General features: G+C 66.0%; 18 protein-coding genes. 12 read left to right on the top strand and 6 right to left on the bottom strand.

Features of this window, described 5'->3' with window-relative positions; translation table 11 throughout:
- Nucleotides 1–20: 20 nt before the first annotated feature.
- Nucleotides 21–1,220 carry a lipase family protein gene (locus tag CH266_RS09675; RefSeq protein WP_176457045.1) on the bottom strand — a complete coding sequence of 400 codons (1,200 nt, stop codon included), beginning with the start codon at nt 1,218–1,220 and terminating at the stop codon, nt 21–23.
- A 94-nt stretch (nt 1,221–1,314) separates the two neighbouring features.
- Between CH266_RS09675 and CH266_RS09670 the strand changes: the two genes are divergently transcribed.
- Nucleotides 1,315–1,752 carry an OsmC family protein gene (locus tag CH266_RS09670; protein ID WP_027494355.1) on the top strand — a complete coding sequence of 146 codons (438 nt, stop codon included), beginning with the start codon at nt 1,315–1,317 and terminating at the stop codon, nt 1,750–1,752.
- A 173-nt stretch (nt 1,753–1,925) separates the two neighbouring features.
- On the top strand, nt 1,926–4,220 hold the full coding sequence (locus CH266_RS09665; protein WP_048316578.1) for a putative bifunctional diguanylate cyclase/phosphodiesterase: 2,295 nt from the start codon (nt 1,926–1,928) through the stop codon (nt 4,218–4,220).
- A 16-nt stretch (nt 4,221–4,236) separates the two neighbouring features.
- Here CH266_RS09665 and CH266_RS09660 read toward each other — a convergent pair whose 3' ends face one another.
- The gene (locus CH266_RS09660; RefSeq protein WP_027494354.1) at nt 4,237–4,548 is read right to left on the bottom strand and encodes an antibiotic biosynthesis monooxygenase family protein; all 312 of its coding nucleotides are present in this window, start codon (nt 4,546–4,548) and stop codon (nt 4,237–4,239) included.
- Nucleotides 4,549–4,584: 36 nt separating this feature from the next.
- Here CH266_RS09660 and CH266_RS09655 point away from each other — a divergent pair, with 36 nt between their 5' ends.
- Together CH266_RS09655 and CH266_RS09650 are read left to right on the top strand one after the other, a co-directional pair.
- Nucleotides 4,585–5,361, top strand: a complete 777-nt coding sequence (locus CH266_RS09655; RefSeq protein ID WP_052073632.1) for an alpha/beta fold hydrolase — start codon at nt 4,585–4,587, stop codon at nt 5,359–5,361.
- A complete protein-coding gene (locus tag CH266_RS09650; RefSeq protein ID WP_094715167.1) occupies nt 5,328–6,137 on the top strand; it encodes an alpha/beta fold hydrolase in 810 nt (269 codons plus the stop codon). Before CH266_RS09655 ends, CH266_RS09650 begins: the two co-directional genes overlap by 34 nt.
- Here the strand turns inward: CH266_RS09650 and CH266_RS09645 are convergent.
- Complete coding sequence (locus CH266_RS09645; RefSeq protein ID WP_032382188.1) at nt 6,134–7,018, bottom strand: A/G-specific adenine glycosylase; 885 nt, start codon at nt 7,016–7,018, stop codon at nt 6,134–6,136. The two genes, CH266_RS09650 and CH266_RS09645, sit on opposite strands and share 4 nt — an antisense overlap.
- Before the next feature lie 121 nt (nt 7,019–7,139).
- On the opposite strand from CH266_RS09645, the gene CH266_RS09640 reads away from it, so the two are divergent.
- From CH266_RS09640 to CH266_RS09630, 3 genes are all read left to right on the top strand, one after another.
- On the top strand, nt 7,140–7,766 hold the full coding sequence (locus CH266_RS09640; protein ID WP_027494350.1) for a carbonic anhydrase: 627 nt from the start codon (nt 7,140–7,142) through the stop codon (nt 7,764–7,766).
- A 132-nt stretch (nt 7,767–7,898) separates the two neighbouring features.
- The gene (locus CH266_RS09635; RefSeq protein ID WP_094715166.1) at nt 7,899–8,645 is read left to right on the top strand and encodes a hypothetical protein; all 747 of its coding nucleotides are present in this window, start codon (nt 7,899–7,901) and stop codon (nt 8,643–8,645) included.
- Nucleotides 8,646–8,660: 15 nt separating this feature from the next.
- A complete protein-coding gene (locus tag CH266_RS09630) occupies nt 8,661–9,530 on the top strand; it encodes an SCO6745 family protein (protein ID WP_094715165.1) in 870 nt (289 codons plus the stop codon).
- 47 nt (nt 9,531–9,577) lie between these two features.
- On the opposite strand, the gene disA is transcribed toward CH266_RS09630, so the two are convergent.
- The 3 genes from disA to CH266_RS09615 form a co-directional block, all read right to left on the bottom strand.
- Complete coding sequence (gene disA, locus CH266_RS09625) at nt 9,578–10,663, bottom strand: DNA integrity scanning diadenylate cyclase DisA (RefSeq protein WP_027494347.1); 1,086 nt, start codon at nt 10,661–10,663, stop codon at nt 9,578–9,580.
- Nucleotides 10,664–10,791: 128 nt separating this feature from the next.
- Nucleotides 10,792–12,189, bottom strand: a complete 1,398-nt coding sequence (radA, locus tag CH266_RS09620; RefSeq protein WP_027494346.1) for a DNA repair protein RadA — start codon at nt 12,187–12,189, stop codon at nt 10,792–10,794.
- Nucleotides 12,190–12,242: 53 nt separating this feature from the next.
- Nucleotides 12,243–12,851: a hypothetical protein gene (locus tag CH266_RS09615; protein WP_094715164.1), complete on the bottom strand. Its 609-nt coding sequence runs from the start codon at nt 12,849–12,851 to the stop codon at nt 12,243–12,245.
- A 288-nt stretch (nt 12,852–13,139) separates the two neighbouring features.
- Between CH266_RS09615 and CH266_RS09610 the strand changes: the two genes are divergently transcribed.
- From CH266_RS09610 to rlmB, 5 genes are read left to right on the top strand one after another with little or no spacing between them, the layout of a single operon-like run.
- Nucleotides 13,140–13,628 (top strand): CarD family transcriptional regulator, encoded by a 489-nt coding sequence (locus tag CH266_RS09610; RefSeq protein ID WP_027494344.1) that lies wholly within the window; start codon nt 13,140–13,142, stop codon nt 13,626–13,628.
- Between the two features lie 35 nt (nt 13,629–13,663).
- Nucleotides 13,664–14,329, top strand: coding sequence for a 2-C-methyl-D-erythritol 4-phosphate cytidylyltransferase (gene ispD, locus CH266_RS09605; protein WP_032388290.1), 666 nt, complete (start codon nt 13,664–13,666; stop codon nt 14,327–14,329).
- On the top strand, nt 14,326–14,790 hold the full coding sequence (gene ispF, locus CH266_RS09600) for a 2-C-methyl-D-erythritol 2,4-cyclodiphosphate synthase (RefSeq protein ID WP_094715163.1): 465 nt from the start codon (nt 14,326–14,328) through the stop codon (nt 14,788–14,790). Before ispD ends, ispF begins: the two co-directional genes overlap by 4 nt.
- A gap of 23 nt (nt 14,791–14,813) precedes the next feature.
- Nucleotides 14,814–16,229 (top strand): cysteine--tRNA ligase, encoded by a 1,416-nt coding sequence (gene cysS, locus CH266_RS09595; protein WP_094665718.1) that lies wholly within the window; start codon nt 14,814–14,816, stop codon nt 16,227–16,229.
- Nucleotides 16,229–17,212 (top strand): 23S rRNA (guanosine(2251)-2'-O)-methyltransferase RlmB, encoded by a 984-nt coding sequence (rlmB, locus tag CH266_RS09590; RefSeq protein WP_027494340.1) that lies wholly within the window; start codon nt 16,229–16,231, stop codon nt 17,210–17,212. Before cysS ends, rlmB begins: the two co-directional genes overlap by 1 nt.
- Nucleotides 17,213–17,286 lie beyond the last annotated feature (74 nt).

The following is a 17,286-nucleotide window of genomic DNA, read 5'->3' as shown; positions in this document are numbered from 1 at the left end:
CCCTGATTTCGGTGCTGAGATCAGGCGTCGCTTTCGTGAACGAGGTCCGCGATCCAGGGCAATATGTCGGCGTATGCGGCCAGGGCTCCGGGTGCATGGTTCGCGCCGGTTATCGGGACGACCGGAAAGTCGTATTCGCGGTAGGTGACGTCGGCACCGAGTTCCCGCCAACGTTCGAGCAGAGTGCGGGACTGCTCGATCGGTACGACGTCGTCGGCGACGCCGTGCGACAGGTAGACCGGCATGCTCGGTGCGATTCGGCCGACGGTGTTCGCGTCGATCACCTGCGAAACACCAGGGTCGTCGAGGTGGGCGGTTAGTGGGCGTCCGTCGCGGGTCAGAGCTCTTGTGTCGATAGCGTCGTTCGCTGCGCGGTCGGTACTGCACCAGTTCTGCGCGGCGTCCAGCAGTGCGGTGCCGTCGGCGTCGAACACGCTTCGGATGTCGTCGGCACGTTCGGGGTAGGCATTGATCATGCCGTCGACCGCGAACAGGACGGCGCTGCCGAGTGTGGTGCCGTCGAGGGGCTCGATGTTGAGCGTCGGATCTGCCGGTGGCGCACCGACATAGGCGCCGACGATGTTGAGCTCGGGGGCATACCCATTGGCGAGTTCGGCCGCCGAGGCCGAGGCGAACCCACCCTCCGAGTACCCGTACAGCACCAACGGCGCGTCATCGTCGGCGGTTCTCGCTACGTCGAGCAACGCATGTGCCGAGGCCAGGCGGTTCAGGTATGTGTGCCCGCCCGGAGTGCCGAGTCCCTGGTAGTCGGTCGCTACGACGCGATAGCCGGCCAGCAGTAGCGGCAGGATGGCGGGGGACGACCCGACGGTACCGAGTACCGCCGATCCGGCGCAGCGATCGGCCATCCCGGATGTGCCGGGCGCGTAGGCGATCACCGGTCGCGGTCCGGGACCGGGCCACGGCGCGGTGGGGGTCATCGTGTACCCGGAGACGGTCATTGGTTCGCCGTGCGTATCGGTGGAGGTGTACAGGATTCGTTCGATGTCGAAGCCGAGTCCGAAACCTTTGGGCGAGTTCATCGGTCGTACTCGCACCACATCGCCGGGCGAATGTCCCGTCGATTCCACCGGCAGGTCGTAGAAGTCCGACAGGGGATCGGCGACGACGGGTGCCGACAGGGTGACACCCCAGACGAGCGCCGCTGCCACGATCATCGCTGTTCGCCGAAAACAACTGGTGGCTCGCTCGTTCGTCATCTCGAGATCTCCGCACTCGATGGCCCGGTCACCCCGCCGACGTTAGCCTGAGTATCGGCCCTATGAAGGGTCGACGACGAAAGGACTCGGTTCGATGCCAACACGTACCTCACGCACCGCATGGAATGGAACTCTCGAACAAGGTTCCGGCCAGGTGGAGCTGTCCAGTTCTGGTGCAGCGACGTTCGACGTGTCGTTTCCCAAGCGTGCCGCCGAGAACGCCGACGGCACCACCAGCCCGGAGGAACTGATCGCAGCGGCTCATTCGAGCTGTTACGCGATGCAATTGTCGGCGCTGATCGCCGAAGCAGGCGGTACTCCGCAGAGTCTCGAAGTCACCGCTGATGTCTCGCTCGGCCCGGATCAGCCCGGTTTCAAGCTCACCGGTATCAAATTGACCGTCCGCGGCGAGGTGGACGGTCTCGACGCCGACGGGTTTGCGAAGGCAGCGCAGGCAGCGAAAGAGACCTGCCCGGTCAGCAAGGCTCTCACCGGTGTCGAGATCACGCTGGACGCCGCGCTCGAAGGCTGATCGAACGGATCACCCGATGTGAGACTGGCGAACAGTCGTCAGGTTTGAAATAGTTCGTGAATCGACCCATCCACGGATGGTTCGGTGCCGAATCGAGGTCAAGCATCGGGTTAGATCGGCTGTTGCATACCTTCGGGGAATGTAACGACCAGCCTAGGAAGGATGTGCCCACCATGTTGTGGACGCGCTTCCTAGGCCTGGGTGCCCTCGCAGTCGCAGCGCATGCGGCAGCCCCGCAGGGATTACCCCGCGACATCGTCTATGCAATCGTGGTCCTGGCCACAATGGCGGCATTCGTCTATCGGTACCTGCGCGAGAACGGTCCGGATCGGCGCACATGGAAGTACATGGCCCTCGGTGTCGGCTGCTGGGGCGTGGGCGACGGCCTGGTGGCCTTGATGCAATACGGGGGCGGTCGGGTCTCGACCTTCTCGGCCGCAGACGTGCTGTTTCTGGCCGGGTACGTGATCATCGCTGTGGGATTTGCGCGTGCGGCCGACGAGAACGGGCTCGTTTTCGGTCTGGAAGAGCTCCTCGAATGTCTGGTGGTCGCGGTGGGCGTCGGTCTGGCCGCGTGGATGTTCGTCGTTCCCGGCGACTGGACGGGGTCGCTGGCCTCGATGCTCTCGTTCCTGCCTGCGACCGTCTACCTGACCATCGACGCGTTCTTGCTCACTCTCATCGGCAGTCTCTATCTGTTGACGCGTTCGACCGGAATCCCGGTCGTGGCTGCCACCATCGGCACAGTGCTTCTCACCGTGTCCGACTTCGCCACCTACTCTCGGCTCGACGATGTCGAGCTCTACCGCTCGCTGATCCCGAACACGCTGTGGCTGGCGGCCTACGTGTGCTTCGGAGTCGTTGCGCTGTTCGTGCCGGAGCGGGCGGTCGCACGCATCGAGCGGCCCAGTCCGTTCAGGTTCGGGCGAGCACGATTCGTCGGTCTGGGTCTCGCGGTTGCCGTCACCCCGGCGGCCATGGCCGTGCAACTGGCTCGCGGAGTGCCCGTCGCGCAGTGGGGTTGGGTGATCGTGCTGTCCTCTGCGTTGGTCATATCCCTGGTCGGCGGCAGGATGGCCTGCTTCCTCGGAACGCTGCGCAGGCAGGCTTCGGTGCTCGAGAACGTGGCACGAACGGATGCCGTCACGGGACTGGGGAACCGCAGGCTGCTTCGGGAGCGGCTCGACACGATGCTCGCCACGCGCGGCGAATCGGACGTCTTCACGCTCGTGGTCGACATCGACCGTTTCGCTCAGATCAACGAGACGTTCGGTTACAGCGTGGGCGACAGCGTGCTCCGCGAGATCGGCCATCGCCTCGTCGCCTCGGTGCGGTCCGACGATCTGGTGGGACGGCTGGGAGGCGATCAGTTCGTCGTGGCGATGCGTCGGCTCCCGGGCCGGACCGATATTTTCGACATGGCTCATCGGCTCCAATTCGCGGTCAGCAGAACGATGTTCGTGCACGACATCAACGTCGCCCTCGACGCGGCGGTAGGGATAGCGGCGTTCGAGGAGTGTTCGGGGGCGTCCGAGACGAACGGCGTCGACGGCGAGGCGATGTTGCAGCGAGCTCATGTGGCGTTGACGTCCGCGAAGGCAGGCCATGCTCGCATCGGTCTGTACGAGCCCGACATGGACCGAAACCGACACGATCAGATGCGACTGTTGGGCGAGCTCGACACGGCGATCCGTGACCATCAGCTCCGGGTGTTCTTCCAGCCGTGTCTCGATCTCGAGTCGGGCAGCGTCGACCGGGTCGAGGCTCTGCTGCGGTGGCTGCACCCTCGCGAGGGACTGATCGGGCCGTCGACGTTTCTCCCCGATGCCGAGCGCACCGGCATGTTGCCCGCCATCACCGCGCTGGTACTGGACGAGGCACTCGCGCAGTGCAGCGCACTACGACGGCGAGGCATCACTCTGTCTGTCTCGGTGAACCTTTCGGTTCGGAATCTTCTCGACGAGACACTCACCGAACAGGTCGCCGCGGCACTGGCGAAACACTCCGTACCGGCGCACGCCCTGGAGTTCGAGGTCACCGAAACGACAGCCATGACCGACCCGGTGCGATCGGTGGCTGCGTTGACCTCGTTGCGCAGCCTGGGGGTGACTCTGGCCATCGACGATTACGGGACCGGCTACAGCTCGCTGGCGTACCTGCAGACCCTGCCGGTGCAGACCCTCAAGATCGACCGCTCGTTCGTCTCGAAGATGAACTCCGACGACACCGACGCGTCCATCGTTCGCTCGACCATCGACCTGGCCCGCAGTCTGGGTGTGCGAATCATGGCCGAGGGCGTCGAGGATGCAGGCACCCTCGACGCCCTTCGTCGGCTGGGTTGCGATGCGGCACAAGGCTTTTACCTCGGTCGCCCGATGCCTGCCGAGCTGTTGTTCGACGCCGTGCACAAACTCGATTCCGATACGCCCACCAGACTGGAGTGGGAGCTCGCCCGTCAGCCCATCTGACGGGCGAACTGCGTCGTCACGAGGTGGCGGGCACGTCCAGCACGACCTCGAACTCCAGCAGTGACGCGCCCGACGCGACCGGCTTGCTCTCGCCGGAACCGGCGTGCGCCTGCCGTGACGGGCCACCGGACCAGGCCTGGAACGACTCCTCGTCCTCCCACTGGGTGACGACGAAATAGCGTGTCTCGCCCTTGACCGGACGGAGCAACTGGAACCCGAGGAAACCGGGCGAACCGTCGACCGTTCCGGCACGCGCGGCGAAGCGCTTCTCGAGCTCGGGGCCTGCGCCCTCGGGTACGTCGATCGCGTTGATCTTCACAATGGCCATTCTCGGGAGACTACCCCGCCGATATGCTCGGCGGTGATGCTCTACGACGAGGGTGGATCCGGCCGTTCGATACTGCTGCTGCACGGGCTGATGGGCAGTGCGGCGACGTGGCGACGCCAGATTCCGTGGCTCCGAGAATTCGGGCGGGTGCACACCTACGACGCCCCGGGCCACCGTCGGCCTCCGCCGCCCGAACTGACGACCGAGGCGTTCGTGGACGACCTGATCGAGCACCTCGAAACGGTGGGTCCCAGTGTGCTGGTCGGTCATTCGATGGGAGCGCTGCACGGCTGGTGTGCGGCTGCGCGGCGACCCGATCTGGTCACCGCGCTCGTCATCGAAGACATCGCGCCGGACTTTCGCGGTCGAACGGCGGACGGCTGGGCGGCGATGATCCGGGCGTGGCCGCAACCGTTCCCGGACGCCGACGCGGTACGCGCCTTCTTCGGAGATGTTGCCGGACAGTACTTTCTGGATTCGTTCGAGCTCAGCGACGACGGCTGGCGACTGCACGGTGACGTCGATACGTTCGAGGCCATTTCGCAGGAGTGGGGGACGCGGCACTTCTGGAACGAATGGGATGCCGTCCGTGCTCCGGTTCTGTTGATCGAAGGTGAGCACACCATCACGCCTGCCGGACAGATGAGCCGAATGCACTCGGCCAAGCCCGGATCGGTGTACGTCCGAGTCGAGGGTGCGGCGCATCTCGTTCACGACGAAGCCCCGGAGCGGTATCGCGACGCCGTCGAGGGGTTCCTGCGCACACTAGGATCATCCGAATGCCGCTCGCACAGCTCAACGGAATCGACCTGAACTACGACGTCACCGGTGACGGACCGCTCGTGGTTCTGGTGATGGGAACGGGAAGCCCGGGCCGCGTCTGGCGAACCCATCAGGTTCCCGCGCTGGTGAAGAGTGGATATCGCGTGGTCACATTCGACAATCGCGGTATCGCACCGTCGTCCGAGTGTGCGCGCGGGATGACGCTCGACGACCTGGTCGAAGACACCGCCGCCTTGATCGAACATCTCGGCGGCGGAAAGGCGCGCGTCGTCGGCACGTCGATGGGCGCACGCGTCACCCAGGAATTGGCGTTGGCGCGGCCGGATCTGGTGTCGCACGCAGTGATGATGGCCACCTACGGCAAAAACACCACAATGCGTCAGCAGTTGACGAAGGGTGAGAAAGACCTGTTCGACGCCGGAGTCGAACTTCCGGCCTCGTACCGGGCGGCGATGACTGCGATGCAGAACTTCTCGCCCAAGACTTTGGCCGACGAGGCAGCGATCGGCGACTGGCTGGCGGTGCTCGAATACTCCGGCGGCAAGAAGACGGCCGGTATGCGGGCGCAGATCGGACTCGAAATGCGTGCCGGCACAGACAGATTGATAGCGTATCGCCGAATTTCGGCCAAGTCGCTCGTCGTCGGATTTGCCGACGACCGGCTCATTCCGGTGCAGCAGTGCCGCGAAGTGGCTGCGGCGATACCCGGTGCGCGCTACGTCGAAATCGCCGATACGGGCCACTTCGGCTACCTCGAACGACCCGACGCGGTCAATGCGACTCTGGTGGAGTTTCTGGCGTCCTAGCTGTCCGAACCCTCACCGGCCAGCGCGAACAAGCCCGATTCGGTCTGCTCGATCAAGCCGTCGGTCAACAGTGAGTCCAACGCGCGGTCACGCTGGGTTGGGTCGGTGGGCCAGACGATGTCGAGCTGAGCCCGCTCCACCGGCCCCGTGCTCTCTCGCAGGACCGACATCAGTTTACCGCGTACCTGTCGATCGGTTCCGGCGAACTTCTGCACCTTCTTCGCCGGGCCGGTGTGCGCAGGCCGCCCGGCCTCGATCCAGGCGCACTCGGGAAGTGGGCAAAGCAGGCACGCCGGATTCTTTGCGGTGCAGATGAGCGCACCGAGCTCCATCAACGCCGCCGAATACCGGGCGGCGCGGGGCACGCTCTTCGGAAGCAGTTGTTCGACGTCGGCCAAATCCCTTGCCGTCGAGGGATTTCCAGGCTCGGCGTTGCCGTGCAACGCACGCGCGACGACGCGTCGAACATTGGTGTCCACCACCGGAACTCGCTGGCCGTACGCGAAAGTCGCCACCGCCCTGGCCGTATAGGCCCCGATGCCGGGCAGGCCGAGCAAGGTATCGACGTCCTGCGGAACCTCGTCGCCGTAGTCCTCGGCGAGCACCCGAGAACACTCGTGCAGACGCAATGCGCGACGCGGGTACCCCAGCTTCCCCCACGCCCGCAGCACCTCGGCCTGCGACGACGCGGCCATCGCCGAGGGGACCGGCCACCGCTGCACCCACTGCTCCCAGATGGGAGCCACCCGCACGACGGGCGTCTGCTGCAGCATGATCTCGCTCATCAGGATCTGCCATGCGGTCACTCCCGGACGACGCCACGGCAGGTCGCGTCCGTCGGTATCGAACCATCCGAGCAGGGCCTCGGGATCGATCGGCAACTGTGCGCCCTTCTTCTCGTGTCTGTGACGGGTACCAACAGTAGTGAACCCGACTCGCCGGTAGCCCGCTGCGCGTGCACCCGACTCGCCGGTAACCCGCTGCGCGTGCACAATGAGAGCTATGCCTGCTTCGAATCCGATCGCTGCCTGGAAGTCACTCAAGGAAGGCAACCAACGGTTCGTCTCCGGAGAGGTCCTGCATCCGTCGCAGGGGATCGAGGACCGCGCCCGGCTCGAGAGCGCTCAGCACCCCGGGGCCATCCTGTTCGGCTGCGCCGACTCGCGCGTCGCCGCCGAGATCATCTTCGATCAGGGCCTCGGCGACATGTTCGTCGTTCGCACCGCCGGCCACGTCGTCGATTCCGCTGTTCTGGGCTCCATCGAGTACGGCGTCGCGGTGCTCAATGCTCCGCTGATCGTCGTGCTCGGACACGACCACTGCGGTGCCGTCCAGGCGACCGTCGACGCACTCGAGAGCGGTGACGTGCCCGGCGGCTACATCCGCGACGTCGTCGAGCGCGTCACCCCGTCGGTGCTCTCGGCCCGACGCGACGGCCACGAAGCCGTCGACGAGTTCGAGGCGCGCCACGTCCAGGAAACCGGCAACCTGCTGATGCAGCGTTCGCGCATCGTCGCCGAGAAGGTCGAAGCCGGCGAGCTGGCGATCGTCGGACTCACGTACCAGCTGTCCAAGGGGCGTGCGCAGCTTCGCGAGGTCATCGGCGACATCGGCGAACAGCCCGCCTGAACGGTCGAGCAGCCCGCCTGAACGGTCGAACAGCCCGCCTGACGGTCCGGCAGCCCCCGAAAGCCCGTTCGCCGGTGCGACACGCCGCGTGGGCTCAGGGATAGCCAGGCTTCGGCCGCATACGGTTGATTCGTGTTGGAACCGACCGGGCCATTGCCTCCCGAAATCTATTGGCGACGCCGCGCACTCGCCATCGGTGCGGCCGTTGTCGTCCTCGGCTTGATCGTGTGGTTCATCGCCTCGCTCAGCGGTCGTTCCGACGACCCCGAGGCCGCTCCGGCCGGGGTCGCAGCTCCGGCGACCACGTCCGCCCTGCCGTCGCCCAGCTCGTCTGCCACGCCCGGTGGTTCGGGTGGCTCCGGTAGTTCGGGTGAGGGATCGGGCGGTTCCGGTGGGTCCGGTGGTTCGGGCGGCGGTACCGACTCCGCGGCCGGCGGTGGCACGACAACAGCAACGACCAGTGGTGCGCCCGCTCCGGCGATCGCCAACCAGTGCCCGGATCAGTCCCTCGCGATCAAGGTGACGCCCGAGAAGGCCACCTATCGCCTCGGCGAAGAGCCCGTGTTCACCGTCGTGATCACCAACATCGGGTCGGCGGAGTGCCAGCGCGACGTCGGTGCCGGGTTGCAGCAGGCGCTCGTCTACACGCTCGACAACCAGCGCATCTGGTCCAACATCGACTGCTTCCCGAACGCTGCGTCGGATCTGCGAACCTTCAAGCCCGGTGAGCAGGCCGGCTTCACGGTGAAGTGGTCGGGCACCAACTCGGTTCCCGGTTGCGGTGAAGAGCGCGTCCCGGTCGGCGTCGGTGCATACCAGGCCATCGCACAGCTGGGCGAACTCAAGAGCGTGCCGGAACCGTTCAACATCACCGGCTGAGTACGGTCGAATCTCATGACCACCCCGACAGCGCTTGCCCGAGCGGCCTACACGACGCTCGAACCCTTCCATGTGACCGCGTACTTCAATCCGGAACTCGGATCTGCGTACGAGGACACCGGACTCGACGGACATGCCTGGTACGTGGGCGCACGGGCCGCGCCGATGGGTCCGTGCGCGCCCAGCGTCGTCGCGGCTGCGTTCTACAACTTCAACCCGGTGTTGATCGAGCAGGCGTGGCCGGCCGCTGTGGCCGTCGGTCTGGATGCGGTGTCCGATCGTCGGTGGGCACTGCTCGACTCCGTCCTCGGCGCAGCATTGGGTTCCTTGGCCTCCGAGCCCGATCTCGCGACCATCGCGGAGCGGTTGCGCAGCATCGGCGACGCGGCGTCCTTCGCCGGCCGTCCTCTCGCAGCAGCATGGCATTCCACCGAACGACCCGACGTGCCTCATCTCGCCCTGTGGCATTCGATCACCGTGCTGCGTGAATGGCGGGGCGACGGCCACCTCGCCGCGTTGATCGACGCGGAACTCGACCCCGCGGAAGCAGCGGTGTTCCACGAAGCCGTCCGCCCGACACCGCAGCCCGGGCGCCGAGCACTCGGCAAGCGCATCACACAGCTGACGCGACAGTGGTCCGAGACCGAATGGGATTCGGCTGCAGAACGACTCGCCGTCCGGGGACTGCTCACCACTTCTGCCGAGGGGGAGACGTTGACCGAGGCCGGTACCGTTCTCGATCGGCACATCGAGGATCGCACCGACGCCATGGCTTCGGCAGTGTGGAAGACCGTTCCGGATGCGGAGCAGCTGATCACGAGCGCACGGCCCTACGTGAAAGCCGTGATCGACGCTGGTTTCCTCCCGGGGACCAAGAAGCGGTAGGGGTTACCGGTTCTCCCAGTGGTCCCGGGTCACGGTCGTAGCGCTTCCTAGTCGTAGGGCCCGGAGATCGAGGCCTCTGCCAAGCGGGACAGTCCCTCACGAATGTGCCTGGCCCACAGGCCGCCGATGCCGTCGACCGACTGCAGATCGGCGGCGGTTGCGGCCAGCAGGCCCTGCAAAGTGCCGAATGCGCCCACGAGTCGGTGAATCTGGCTGAACTGCAACCGCGGCACTCGCGTCAGTACGCGATAACCGCGCGGGCTCATCGGGGTGTCCAACGCTTCGATGGTCGCGGGATAACCGAATGCCCGGGACAGAGTCGTCAGGTCCAACAGGTCGACATCGGTCAGCTTGTCCAGCGCCGCGAGCGCTTTCTCCACGCCGGTGGTGCTCGACGGTTCGTTGCCGGCGAGATAGTCGCGCACGATCAGTTGACGATCGATGTCGTTGTCGCCCAACAACTCTTCGAGTTGGAGAGCGAGCTGACGGCCGTCGGTGCCGAGTTCGAGGACGTTCTGCTCGATTTCCACCGACACCCGTCGCACCATCTCGAGGCGCTGGGCGACGGTCAACGCGTCGCGCAGGGTCACGAAATCTTCGATCTCCACGACCGAGAGTTGACGGGTGTTCTCGTCGAGCCGGGCCTTGTATCGCTCGAGCGTGGCGACGGCCTGATTGGCGCGCGAGAGGATGGTGGCTGAGCCCTCGACGACGTGCCTGATGCCGCTGATGTAGACACTGACGATGCTCATCGACTGGCTCACGGAGACAACGGGATACCCGGTCTGCATCGCGGTTCGCTCGGCCGCGCGGTGTCGGGTGCCGGATTCGACGGTAGGAATCTTGTGGTCGGGGACGAGCTGAACATTGGCCCGAACGATGCGCTGCCCGTCGGTCGAAAGCACTACTGCGCCATCCATTTTCGACAGCTCGCGCAGTCGTGTCGGCGCGAATTCGACATCGAGCTCGAACCCGCCGTCGCAGATGGCCTCGACCTCTTCGTCGTAGCCCAGGACGATCAATCCGCCGGTGCGGCCGCGCAGGATTCGTTCGAGACCGTCCCGGAGGGCGGTGCCCGGTGCCAGTCGAGCGATGGTCTCGCGTAACGCCGGGGACTGCGCGGCGCCTTCCATGGCCAACCCCCTCGTGTCGTAACGGCATGCGGCAGATCTGGAGCTCGTGCCCAACAAAGACTAACGCGCCGCCGAATGCGGGCCACGCCGTTGCACACGGGCAGCGCCGTAAAGGGTACCGCCCGGTGTCATACCGGCCGCATACGCGTGTACGTCAGGGCCTCACCGACGTTGGTGACGGTTTTGACCTTGATGCCGGGCGGGATGGGGCCCGCGTCCTCGGGGACAATGGCGTAGTTGAACCCCAGTCTGGCTGCCTCGGCGAGGCGGCGCCCGAGCCCGGCAACGCGTCGTACCTCGCCGGCGAGCCCCACTTCCCCCAGAATCACCATTCCTGCGGGCAACGGTTGATCACGCACCGCCGACGCCACCGCAGCCGCCAGAGCCAAATCTGCGGATGGCTCACTCGTGCGCATCCCGCCGACCGTCGCGGCATAGACCTCGGCCTTGGACACCTTCACCCCGCACCGGCGTTCCAGGACGGCCAGAATCATCGCGACACGGGCGTGATCGAGTCCGCTGACCGCGCGTCGCGGTGACGGCATCGCGGTGTCGACGATCAGTGCCTGCAACTCGGCCAGCAGCGGCCGCTTGCCGTCCATCGTGACGGTGACGGCGGTTCCGGGGACGGCGTCGTTGCGGTGATGCAGGAACAGCCCGGACGGGTCACTGATGCCGACGATTCCGGTCTCCCGCAGTTCGAAGCAGCCCACCTCGTCCGAGGCGCCGAACCGGTTCTTGACGCCGCGAATCATGCGCAGCGTGGAGTGCTTGTCGCCCTCGAAGTTGAGGACCACGTCGACGAGGTGTTCGAGCGAGCGCGGGCCTGCCACCGCGCCTTCCTTCGTCACGTGCCCCACGAGCAGAACGGCGACTCCGGTGGTCTTGGCCAGCGTGGTCAACGCACTGGTGATGGCGCGGACCTGAGTGACACCGCCGATGACGCCGTCGACGTCGGCGGCCAGCATCGTCTGCACCGAATCGACGATCAACAGGCTGGGCTTGACCTGTTCGACGTGTCCGAACACGGTTGCCAGATCGGACTCGGCGGCGAGAAAGACGCGCTCGTGCACCGCGCCGGTACGGTCCGCTCGCAGCCGAACCTGCCCTGCCGATTCCTCACCGGTGACGTAGAGCGCGCGGCGATCGGGAGCCGAACGCGCCCACCGATGCACCACCTCGAGCAGCAGCGTCGACTTGCCGACGCCCGGCTCACCGGCCAGCAGAACGACCGAACCGGGGACCAGACCGCCGCCGAGGACACGATCGAACTCGTCGATGCCGGTGGTGTTCGCCTGCGAGGTTGCGCTGCTGATGGTCGTCAGTGCAGCTGCAGGCGTCGTCGGGATCATGGCACCGCCGCCCGAGCGGAGCGCCGATGCACCTGCGCGCGACGTGAGCGGTGCCGCGGTGGCCTGGACCTCGTCCATCGAGCCCCAGTCGCCGCATTCGGGACACCGGCCGACCCACTTGGAGACCGAATGATGACACGCGGAGCAGCGGTAGCTCGACTTCAGTTTGACCACGTCGGAAGCCTAACGATGGGCACCGACAGGTCCGGTGACCTCGTACGGCGGGGTCAGTGCCCGCCGCTGTGCTCGGAGACTGCCTCTTCGGAGCGCTCGAGTTCGTGACCGGCGTCGACGGGCACGTTGACGACAATGTCGCCGGCGTTCGCGAACTGGAAGGTGACCGGCAGGGTCAGGCCCGGGCGCACATTCTCGCTGATGTCGGCCATCTCGACCTTGATGAGCTGGATCGGAAGCAGCGGATCGTCCAGCTGAGTGTCGGCGGGCGATCCGGCACCGAGCGCGGTCAGCGGAGCGATCTCGGTGCTGCCCGGTTCTGCCTCGTCGACGATGGTGACCTGAGCCTCGGGAGAAGAGATCCCGGTCAGCTCGTCCGCAACGGCGGGGTTGGCGTTGATGGCCGTGAAGCCGAGCTCGACGGTGCCGCCGGGCTCGATGCTGTACTCCTCGGAGTTGGGGTACACCACGTGAACGTTGCGAAGCTGGATATCCCCGACGTCGGCGGAATTGCCGTTGACCGCCGCGACCTGAGTGGCCGTCTGCGAAATCTGACCTGCGCCGCAGGCCGTGAGTGCGAGGGTGCCACCAGCGAGAAGCGCGAGGGCGGCGGCCGTTCTGCGATGGCGGCCAAGCGGTGTCGCAGCGTCGATTGCAGTCACTTCGGTCGTCCTCCATGTGGTGCCGGGCCGGCTCGGTCCATCTCGTCCACTAGGCAGAGTAGTAGTTCTCGTCCACCGGCCGCTCGTGGGGTCCGCCACTGCTCACGATGCGCCAGGTAGGGCAGCCTTCCGCAAGGAACGGGGGTGTTACGACCGCGGCCGAAATGTGGCCCCGGATACACGTCGAACCGTCTGTGTCAACCCCTGATTCGGCAGCGCTGTGCCCCTGACCTGCGCCGTTGATATTGGGCGTGGTATTCTGGGTAAATCGAAAGGGGCACTTGTCACATGATTTTCAAGGTCGGAGACACCGTCGTTTACCCCCATCACGGAGCGGCGCTGATCGAAGCGATAGAGACACGCACCATCAAGGGTGAACCGAGAGAGTACTTGGTTCTCAAGGTCGCGCAAGGCGACCTCACCGTTCGAGTCCCCGCGGACAATGCCGAGTACGTCGGCGTTCGCGATGTCGTCGGGCAAGAAGGCCTCGACAAAGTCTTTCAGGTGCTGCGCGCACCGCACACCGAAGAGCCCACCAACTGGTCGCGTCGCTACAAGGCCAACTTGGAGAAGCTGGCTTCCGGTGACGTGAACAAGGTGGCAGAGGTCGTTCGCGATCTCTGGCGTCGCGAACAGGATCGTGGATTGTCGGCAGGCGAGAAGCGGATGCTCGCCAAGGCGCGTCAGATCCTCGTCGGCGAGTTGGCACTGGCCGAGGGAACCGACCAGGCCAAGGCCGACACCATGCTCGACGAAGTTCTCGCCACCGCTTCGTAGCGTGTGCAGCTTCGCAGAATGAGCAGCTTCGTAGCGTGAACGGTACCGCCGGCGACGTTGTCGCCCTGGTACCCGCAGCAGGTAAAGGCCTTCGGCTCGGACACGACGAGCCGAAGGCTTTCGTCTGTCTGGGTACCGACTCTCTTCTCACGCGGTCCGTAGACGGACTGCGTGCCTCGGGTGCCGTCGACCGCATCGTCGTCATCGTGCCCGTCGATCTGCTCGACGCGGCCCGCGGGCTCGTCGGCGACGACGTCATCGTCGTGGCAGGCGGCCGCGAACGCACCGATTCGGTGCGCGCCGGTCTCGCCGTCGTCGGAGACGCTTCCGTCGTACTGGTACACGACGCCGCTCGCGCTCTCACCCCGCCCGCGTTGATCGCCCGCGTCGTCGCCGAGGTCCGAGCCGGACGACCAGCGGTCATCCCGGTGCTGCCCGTCGTCGACACCGTCAAGGAAGTCGACCTCATGGGCGCTGTGGTCGGCACGCCCGATCGCGCGAGTCTGCGTGCGGTCCAGACCCCGCAGGGCTTCGACGCCGACGTCCTGCGTCGCGCGTATGCCGCCGCTACCGACATCTCCACCGACGATGCAGGACTGGTCGAGCGCATCGGCGAGACGGTGCACACCATCGTCGGCGACGCCCTCGCATTCAAGATCACCACCCCGCACGACCTACTACTGGCAGAGGCGCTCCTATGAGAGTCGGCATCGGCACCGACGTCCACCCCATAGCTCCCGGCCGGCCCTGCTGGCTGGCTGGACTGCTCTTCGAGGACGCGGACGGACTCGAGGGCCACTCGGATGGTGACGTCGCCGCACACGCGCTGTGTGACGCCCTGCTGTCCGCTGCGGGCCTGGGCGATCTGGGGTCGGTCTTCGGCACCGGGCGTCCGGAGTGGGACGGCGTCAGTGGAGCCGCGATGCTGACCGAGGTACGACGGTTGCTCGATGCGGACGGATTCACGATCGGTAACGCTGCGGTCCAGATCGTCGGCAACAGGCCCAAGATCGGACCGCGCCGCGTCGAGGCGCAGGACGTTCTCTCGGGTGTGCTCGGTGCTCCGGTATCGGTGTCCGCGACCACCACCGATGGGCTCGGGCTGACCGGTCGCGGCGAAGGAATCGCGGCCGTCGCGACCGCACTTGTCATGACGAGGTAAAACCACCGGTAGCATTGCTGGTCGTGACCCTTCACCTACACGACACCGAGACGAGGGCCCTGCGGGAATTCACCCCCTTGGTCCCTGGCCATGTATCGGTGTACCTGTGTGGGGCGACGGTGCAGGGTGAGCCTCACATCGGCCACGTACGCAGCGGGGTGGCGTTCGACGTGCTGCGCCGCTGGCTGTTGGCTCACGACTACGACGTCGCCTTCGTCCGCAACGTGACGGACATCGACGACAAGATCTTGAACAAGGCGCGCGACGCCGGGCGGCCGTGGTGGGAGTGGGCGGCAACGTACGAGCGTTCGTTCACCTGGGCCTACGACCGGCTCGGTGTGCTGCCGCCGTCCGCCGAACCGCGTGCGACGGGCCACATCACTCAGATGGTCCAGATGATCGAGCGGCTGATCGAGCGTGGGCACGCGTATGCCGATTCGTGCGGAGACGTGTACTTCGACGTGCAGAGTTTCCCGAGTTACGGCGCGTTGTCCGGTCACAAGCTCGACGACGTACACCAGGGCGAGAGCGTTGCCGAGGGCAAGCGCGATCCTCGCGACTTCACACTGTGGAAGGGTGCCAAGCCCGGCGAGCCCTCGTGGCCGACGCCGTGGGGCCCAGGCCGTCCCGGCTGGCATCTCGAGTGCTCGGCGATGGCGGAGACCTACCTCGGTCCGGACTTCGACATCCACTGCGGCGGACTCGATCTCGTGTTCCCGCATCACGAGAACGAGCGAGCCCAATCCATGGCGGCCGGCGACGGCTTCTCGCGCTACTGGTTGCACAACGGCTGGGTGACGATGGGCGGCGAGAAGATGTCCAAGTCTCTCGGCAACGTCCTCTCGGTACCCAACGTGCTCAAAAAGGTTCGGCCGCAAGAACTTCGGTTCTACCTCGGCGGCGCGCACTATCGCTCGATGCTGGAATACTCCGACACTGCGCTCGAGACCGCGGCGGTGACGTACCGGGGCATCGAAGGATTCGTCCGGCGAGCTGTCGAACGCGCAGGTGACGTTCCGATGGGCAAGTGGACCGCCGGGTTTGCCGCGGCTCTCGACGACGATCTCGGAGTTCCCAAAGCGTTGGCCGAGATTCACGCCACCGTCACCCTCGGCAACACCGCCCTCGAGTCCGGTGACCTACCGGCAGCCGTGGAGCATGCGGGCAGCGTGCGGGCGATGCTCGACATCCTCGGTGTCGACCCCCTCGATCCGCACTGGTCGAGTGACAGTGGTTCGGACGCAGCAGCTCTCGGTGCACTCGGCGTTCTCGTCGAGGCCGAGCTGGAGCGTCGAGCAACGGCGAAGGCGACCAAGGACTGGGCCGTCGCCGACGAGATACGCGATCGACTGGCGCAGGCCGGAGTCGATGTGACAGATACACCCAATGGGCCCGAATGGTCGCTGGGTACGAGCAAGACCGACGAAGCAGGTTTGTGATGGCAGGCAATTCGAGTAGGCGCGGCGCAATCCGCAAGGACGGCACCAAGAAGGGGCAGGTCGCCGGATCCGGAGGCAAGCGTCGTAAGGGCCTCGAGGGCCGCGGCGCAACGCCCCCCGCCTCCGAGCGCACCAAGCATCCCGCAGCGCGTCGGGCCAAGCTCGCCGAGAAGTCCGCGCAGAACCGCGGCGCTACCACCGGAGGACGCGCGGGTGGACGCCCGGCCGGACGCAAGGCAGAAGACGGTCCCGAGGTGGTACTCGGGCGCAACCCGGTCGTCGAGTGCCTGCGTGCAGGCGTTCCGGCCACCGCCCTGTGGGTTGCCGTCGGTACCGACAGCGACGATCGACTCAAGGAAGCCGTGCAGCGTGCAGGCGATGCGCGGATCTCCATCCTCGAAGTGCCTCGCTCGGATCTGGACAAGCTCAGCGCCAACGGACTGCACCAGGGCCTGGCCCTGCAGGTGCCGCCGTACCGCTACGCGCACCCCGACGATCTGATCTCGAACGCGCGCACGCACCAGGAACCCGCACTGCTCGTGGCGCTCGACAACATCACCGACCCGCGCAACCTCGGCGCTGTCGTGCGTTCGGTGGCCGCGTTCGGTGGCCACGGCGTCGTGATTCCGCAGCGTCGCAGCGCCAGCGTGTCGGCGGTGGCATGGCGCACCAGCGCCGGTGCTGCAGCCCGACTGCCCATCGCGCGGGCGGTCAATCTGACTCGCACACTGAAGGATTGGCAGTCCAAGGGCGTCACTGTCGTCGGCCTCGACGCAGGCGGCGACACCGACCTCGACACCTTCGACGGTAAGGGGCCGGTCGTCATCGTCGTCGGGTCCGAGGGCAAGGGCCTCTCGCGTCTGGTCAGCGAGACCTGCGACCATATCCTGTCGATCCCGATGGCCGGACCGGTGGAATCGCTCAACGCATCCGTCGCGGCCGGCGTCGTGCTGGCCGACATCGCGCGTCAGCGTCGAGGCTGAAGCTCACACCCCTCTGTGTGAACCTCACACCCCTGCTATGACTCGAGTGGGCGTGTGAGGTCGAGAAGAAGGGT

It is taken from the genome of Rhodococcus sp. 06-1474-1B, assembly GCF_002258885.1.
GTDB classification, from domain to species: Bacteria; Actinomycetota; Actinomycetes; order Mycobacteriales; family Mycobacteriaceae; genus Rhodococcoides; species Rhodococcoides fascians.
The sequence above is the reverse complement of the archived record's forward strand: the minus strand, read 5'-3'. Positions and strand labels throughout refer to the sequence as shown.

Bases quoted from the DNA above. Each gene is read 5' to 3' on its own strand.
- CH266_RS09675 (WP_176457045.1), bottom strand. From the start codon at position 1,220: ATGACGAACGAGCGAGCCACCAGTTGTTTTCGGCGAACAGCGATGATC.
- CH266_RS09670 (WP_027494355.1), top strand. From the start codon at position 1,315: ATGCCAACACGTACCTCACGCACCGCATGGAATGGAACTCTCGAACAA.
- CH266_RS09665 (WP_048316578.1), top strand. From the start codon at position 1,926: ATGTTGTGGACGCGCTTCCTAGGCCTGGGTGCCCTCGCAGTCGCAGCG.
- CH266_RS09660 (WP_027494354.1), bottom strand. From the start codon at position 4,548: ATGGCCATTGTGAAGATCAACGCGATCGACGTACCCGAGGGCGCAGGC.
- CH266_RS09655 (WP_052073632.1), top strand. From the start codon at position 4,585: ATGCTCTACGACGAGGGTGGATCCGGCCGTTCGATACTGCTGCTGCAC.
- CH266_RS09650 (WP_094715167.1), top strand. From the start codon at position 5,328: ATGCCGCTCGCACAGCTCAACGGAATCGACCTGAACTACGACGTCACC.
- CH266_RS09640 (WP_027494350.1), top strand. From the start codon at position 7,140: ATGCCTGCTTCGAATCCGATCGCTGCCTGGAAGTCACTCAAGGAAGGC.
- CH266_RS09630 (WP_094715165.1), top strand. From the start codon at position 8,661: ATGACCACCCCGACAGCGCTTGCCCGAGCGGCCTACACGACGCTCGAA.
- disA (WP_027494347.1), bottom strand. From the start codon at position 10,663: ATGGAAGGCGCCGCGCAGTCCCCGGCGTTACGCGAGACCATCGCTCGA.
- CH266_RS09610 (WP_027494344.1), top strand. From the start codon at position 13,140: ATGATTTTCAAGGTCGGAGACACCGTCGTTTACCCCCATCACGGAGCG.
- ispF (WP_094715163.1), top strand. From the start codon at position 14,326: ATGAGAGTCGGCATCGGCACCGACGTCCACCCCATAGCTCCCGGCCGG.
- rlmB (WP_027494340.1), top strand. From the start codon at position 16,229: ATGGCAGGCAATTCGAGTAGGCGCGGCGCAATCCGCAAGGACGGCACC.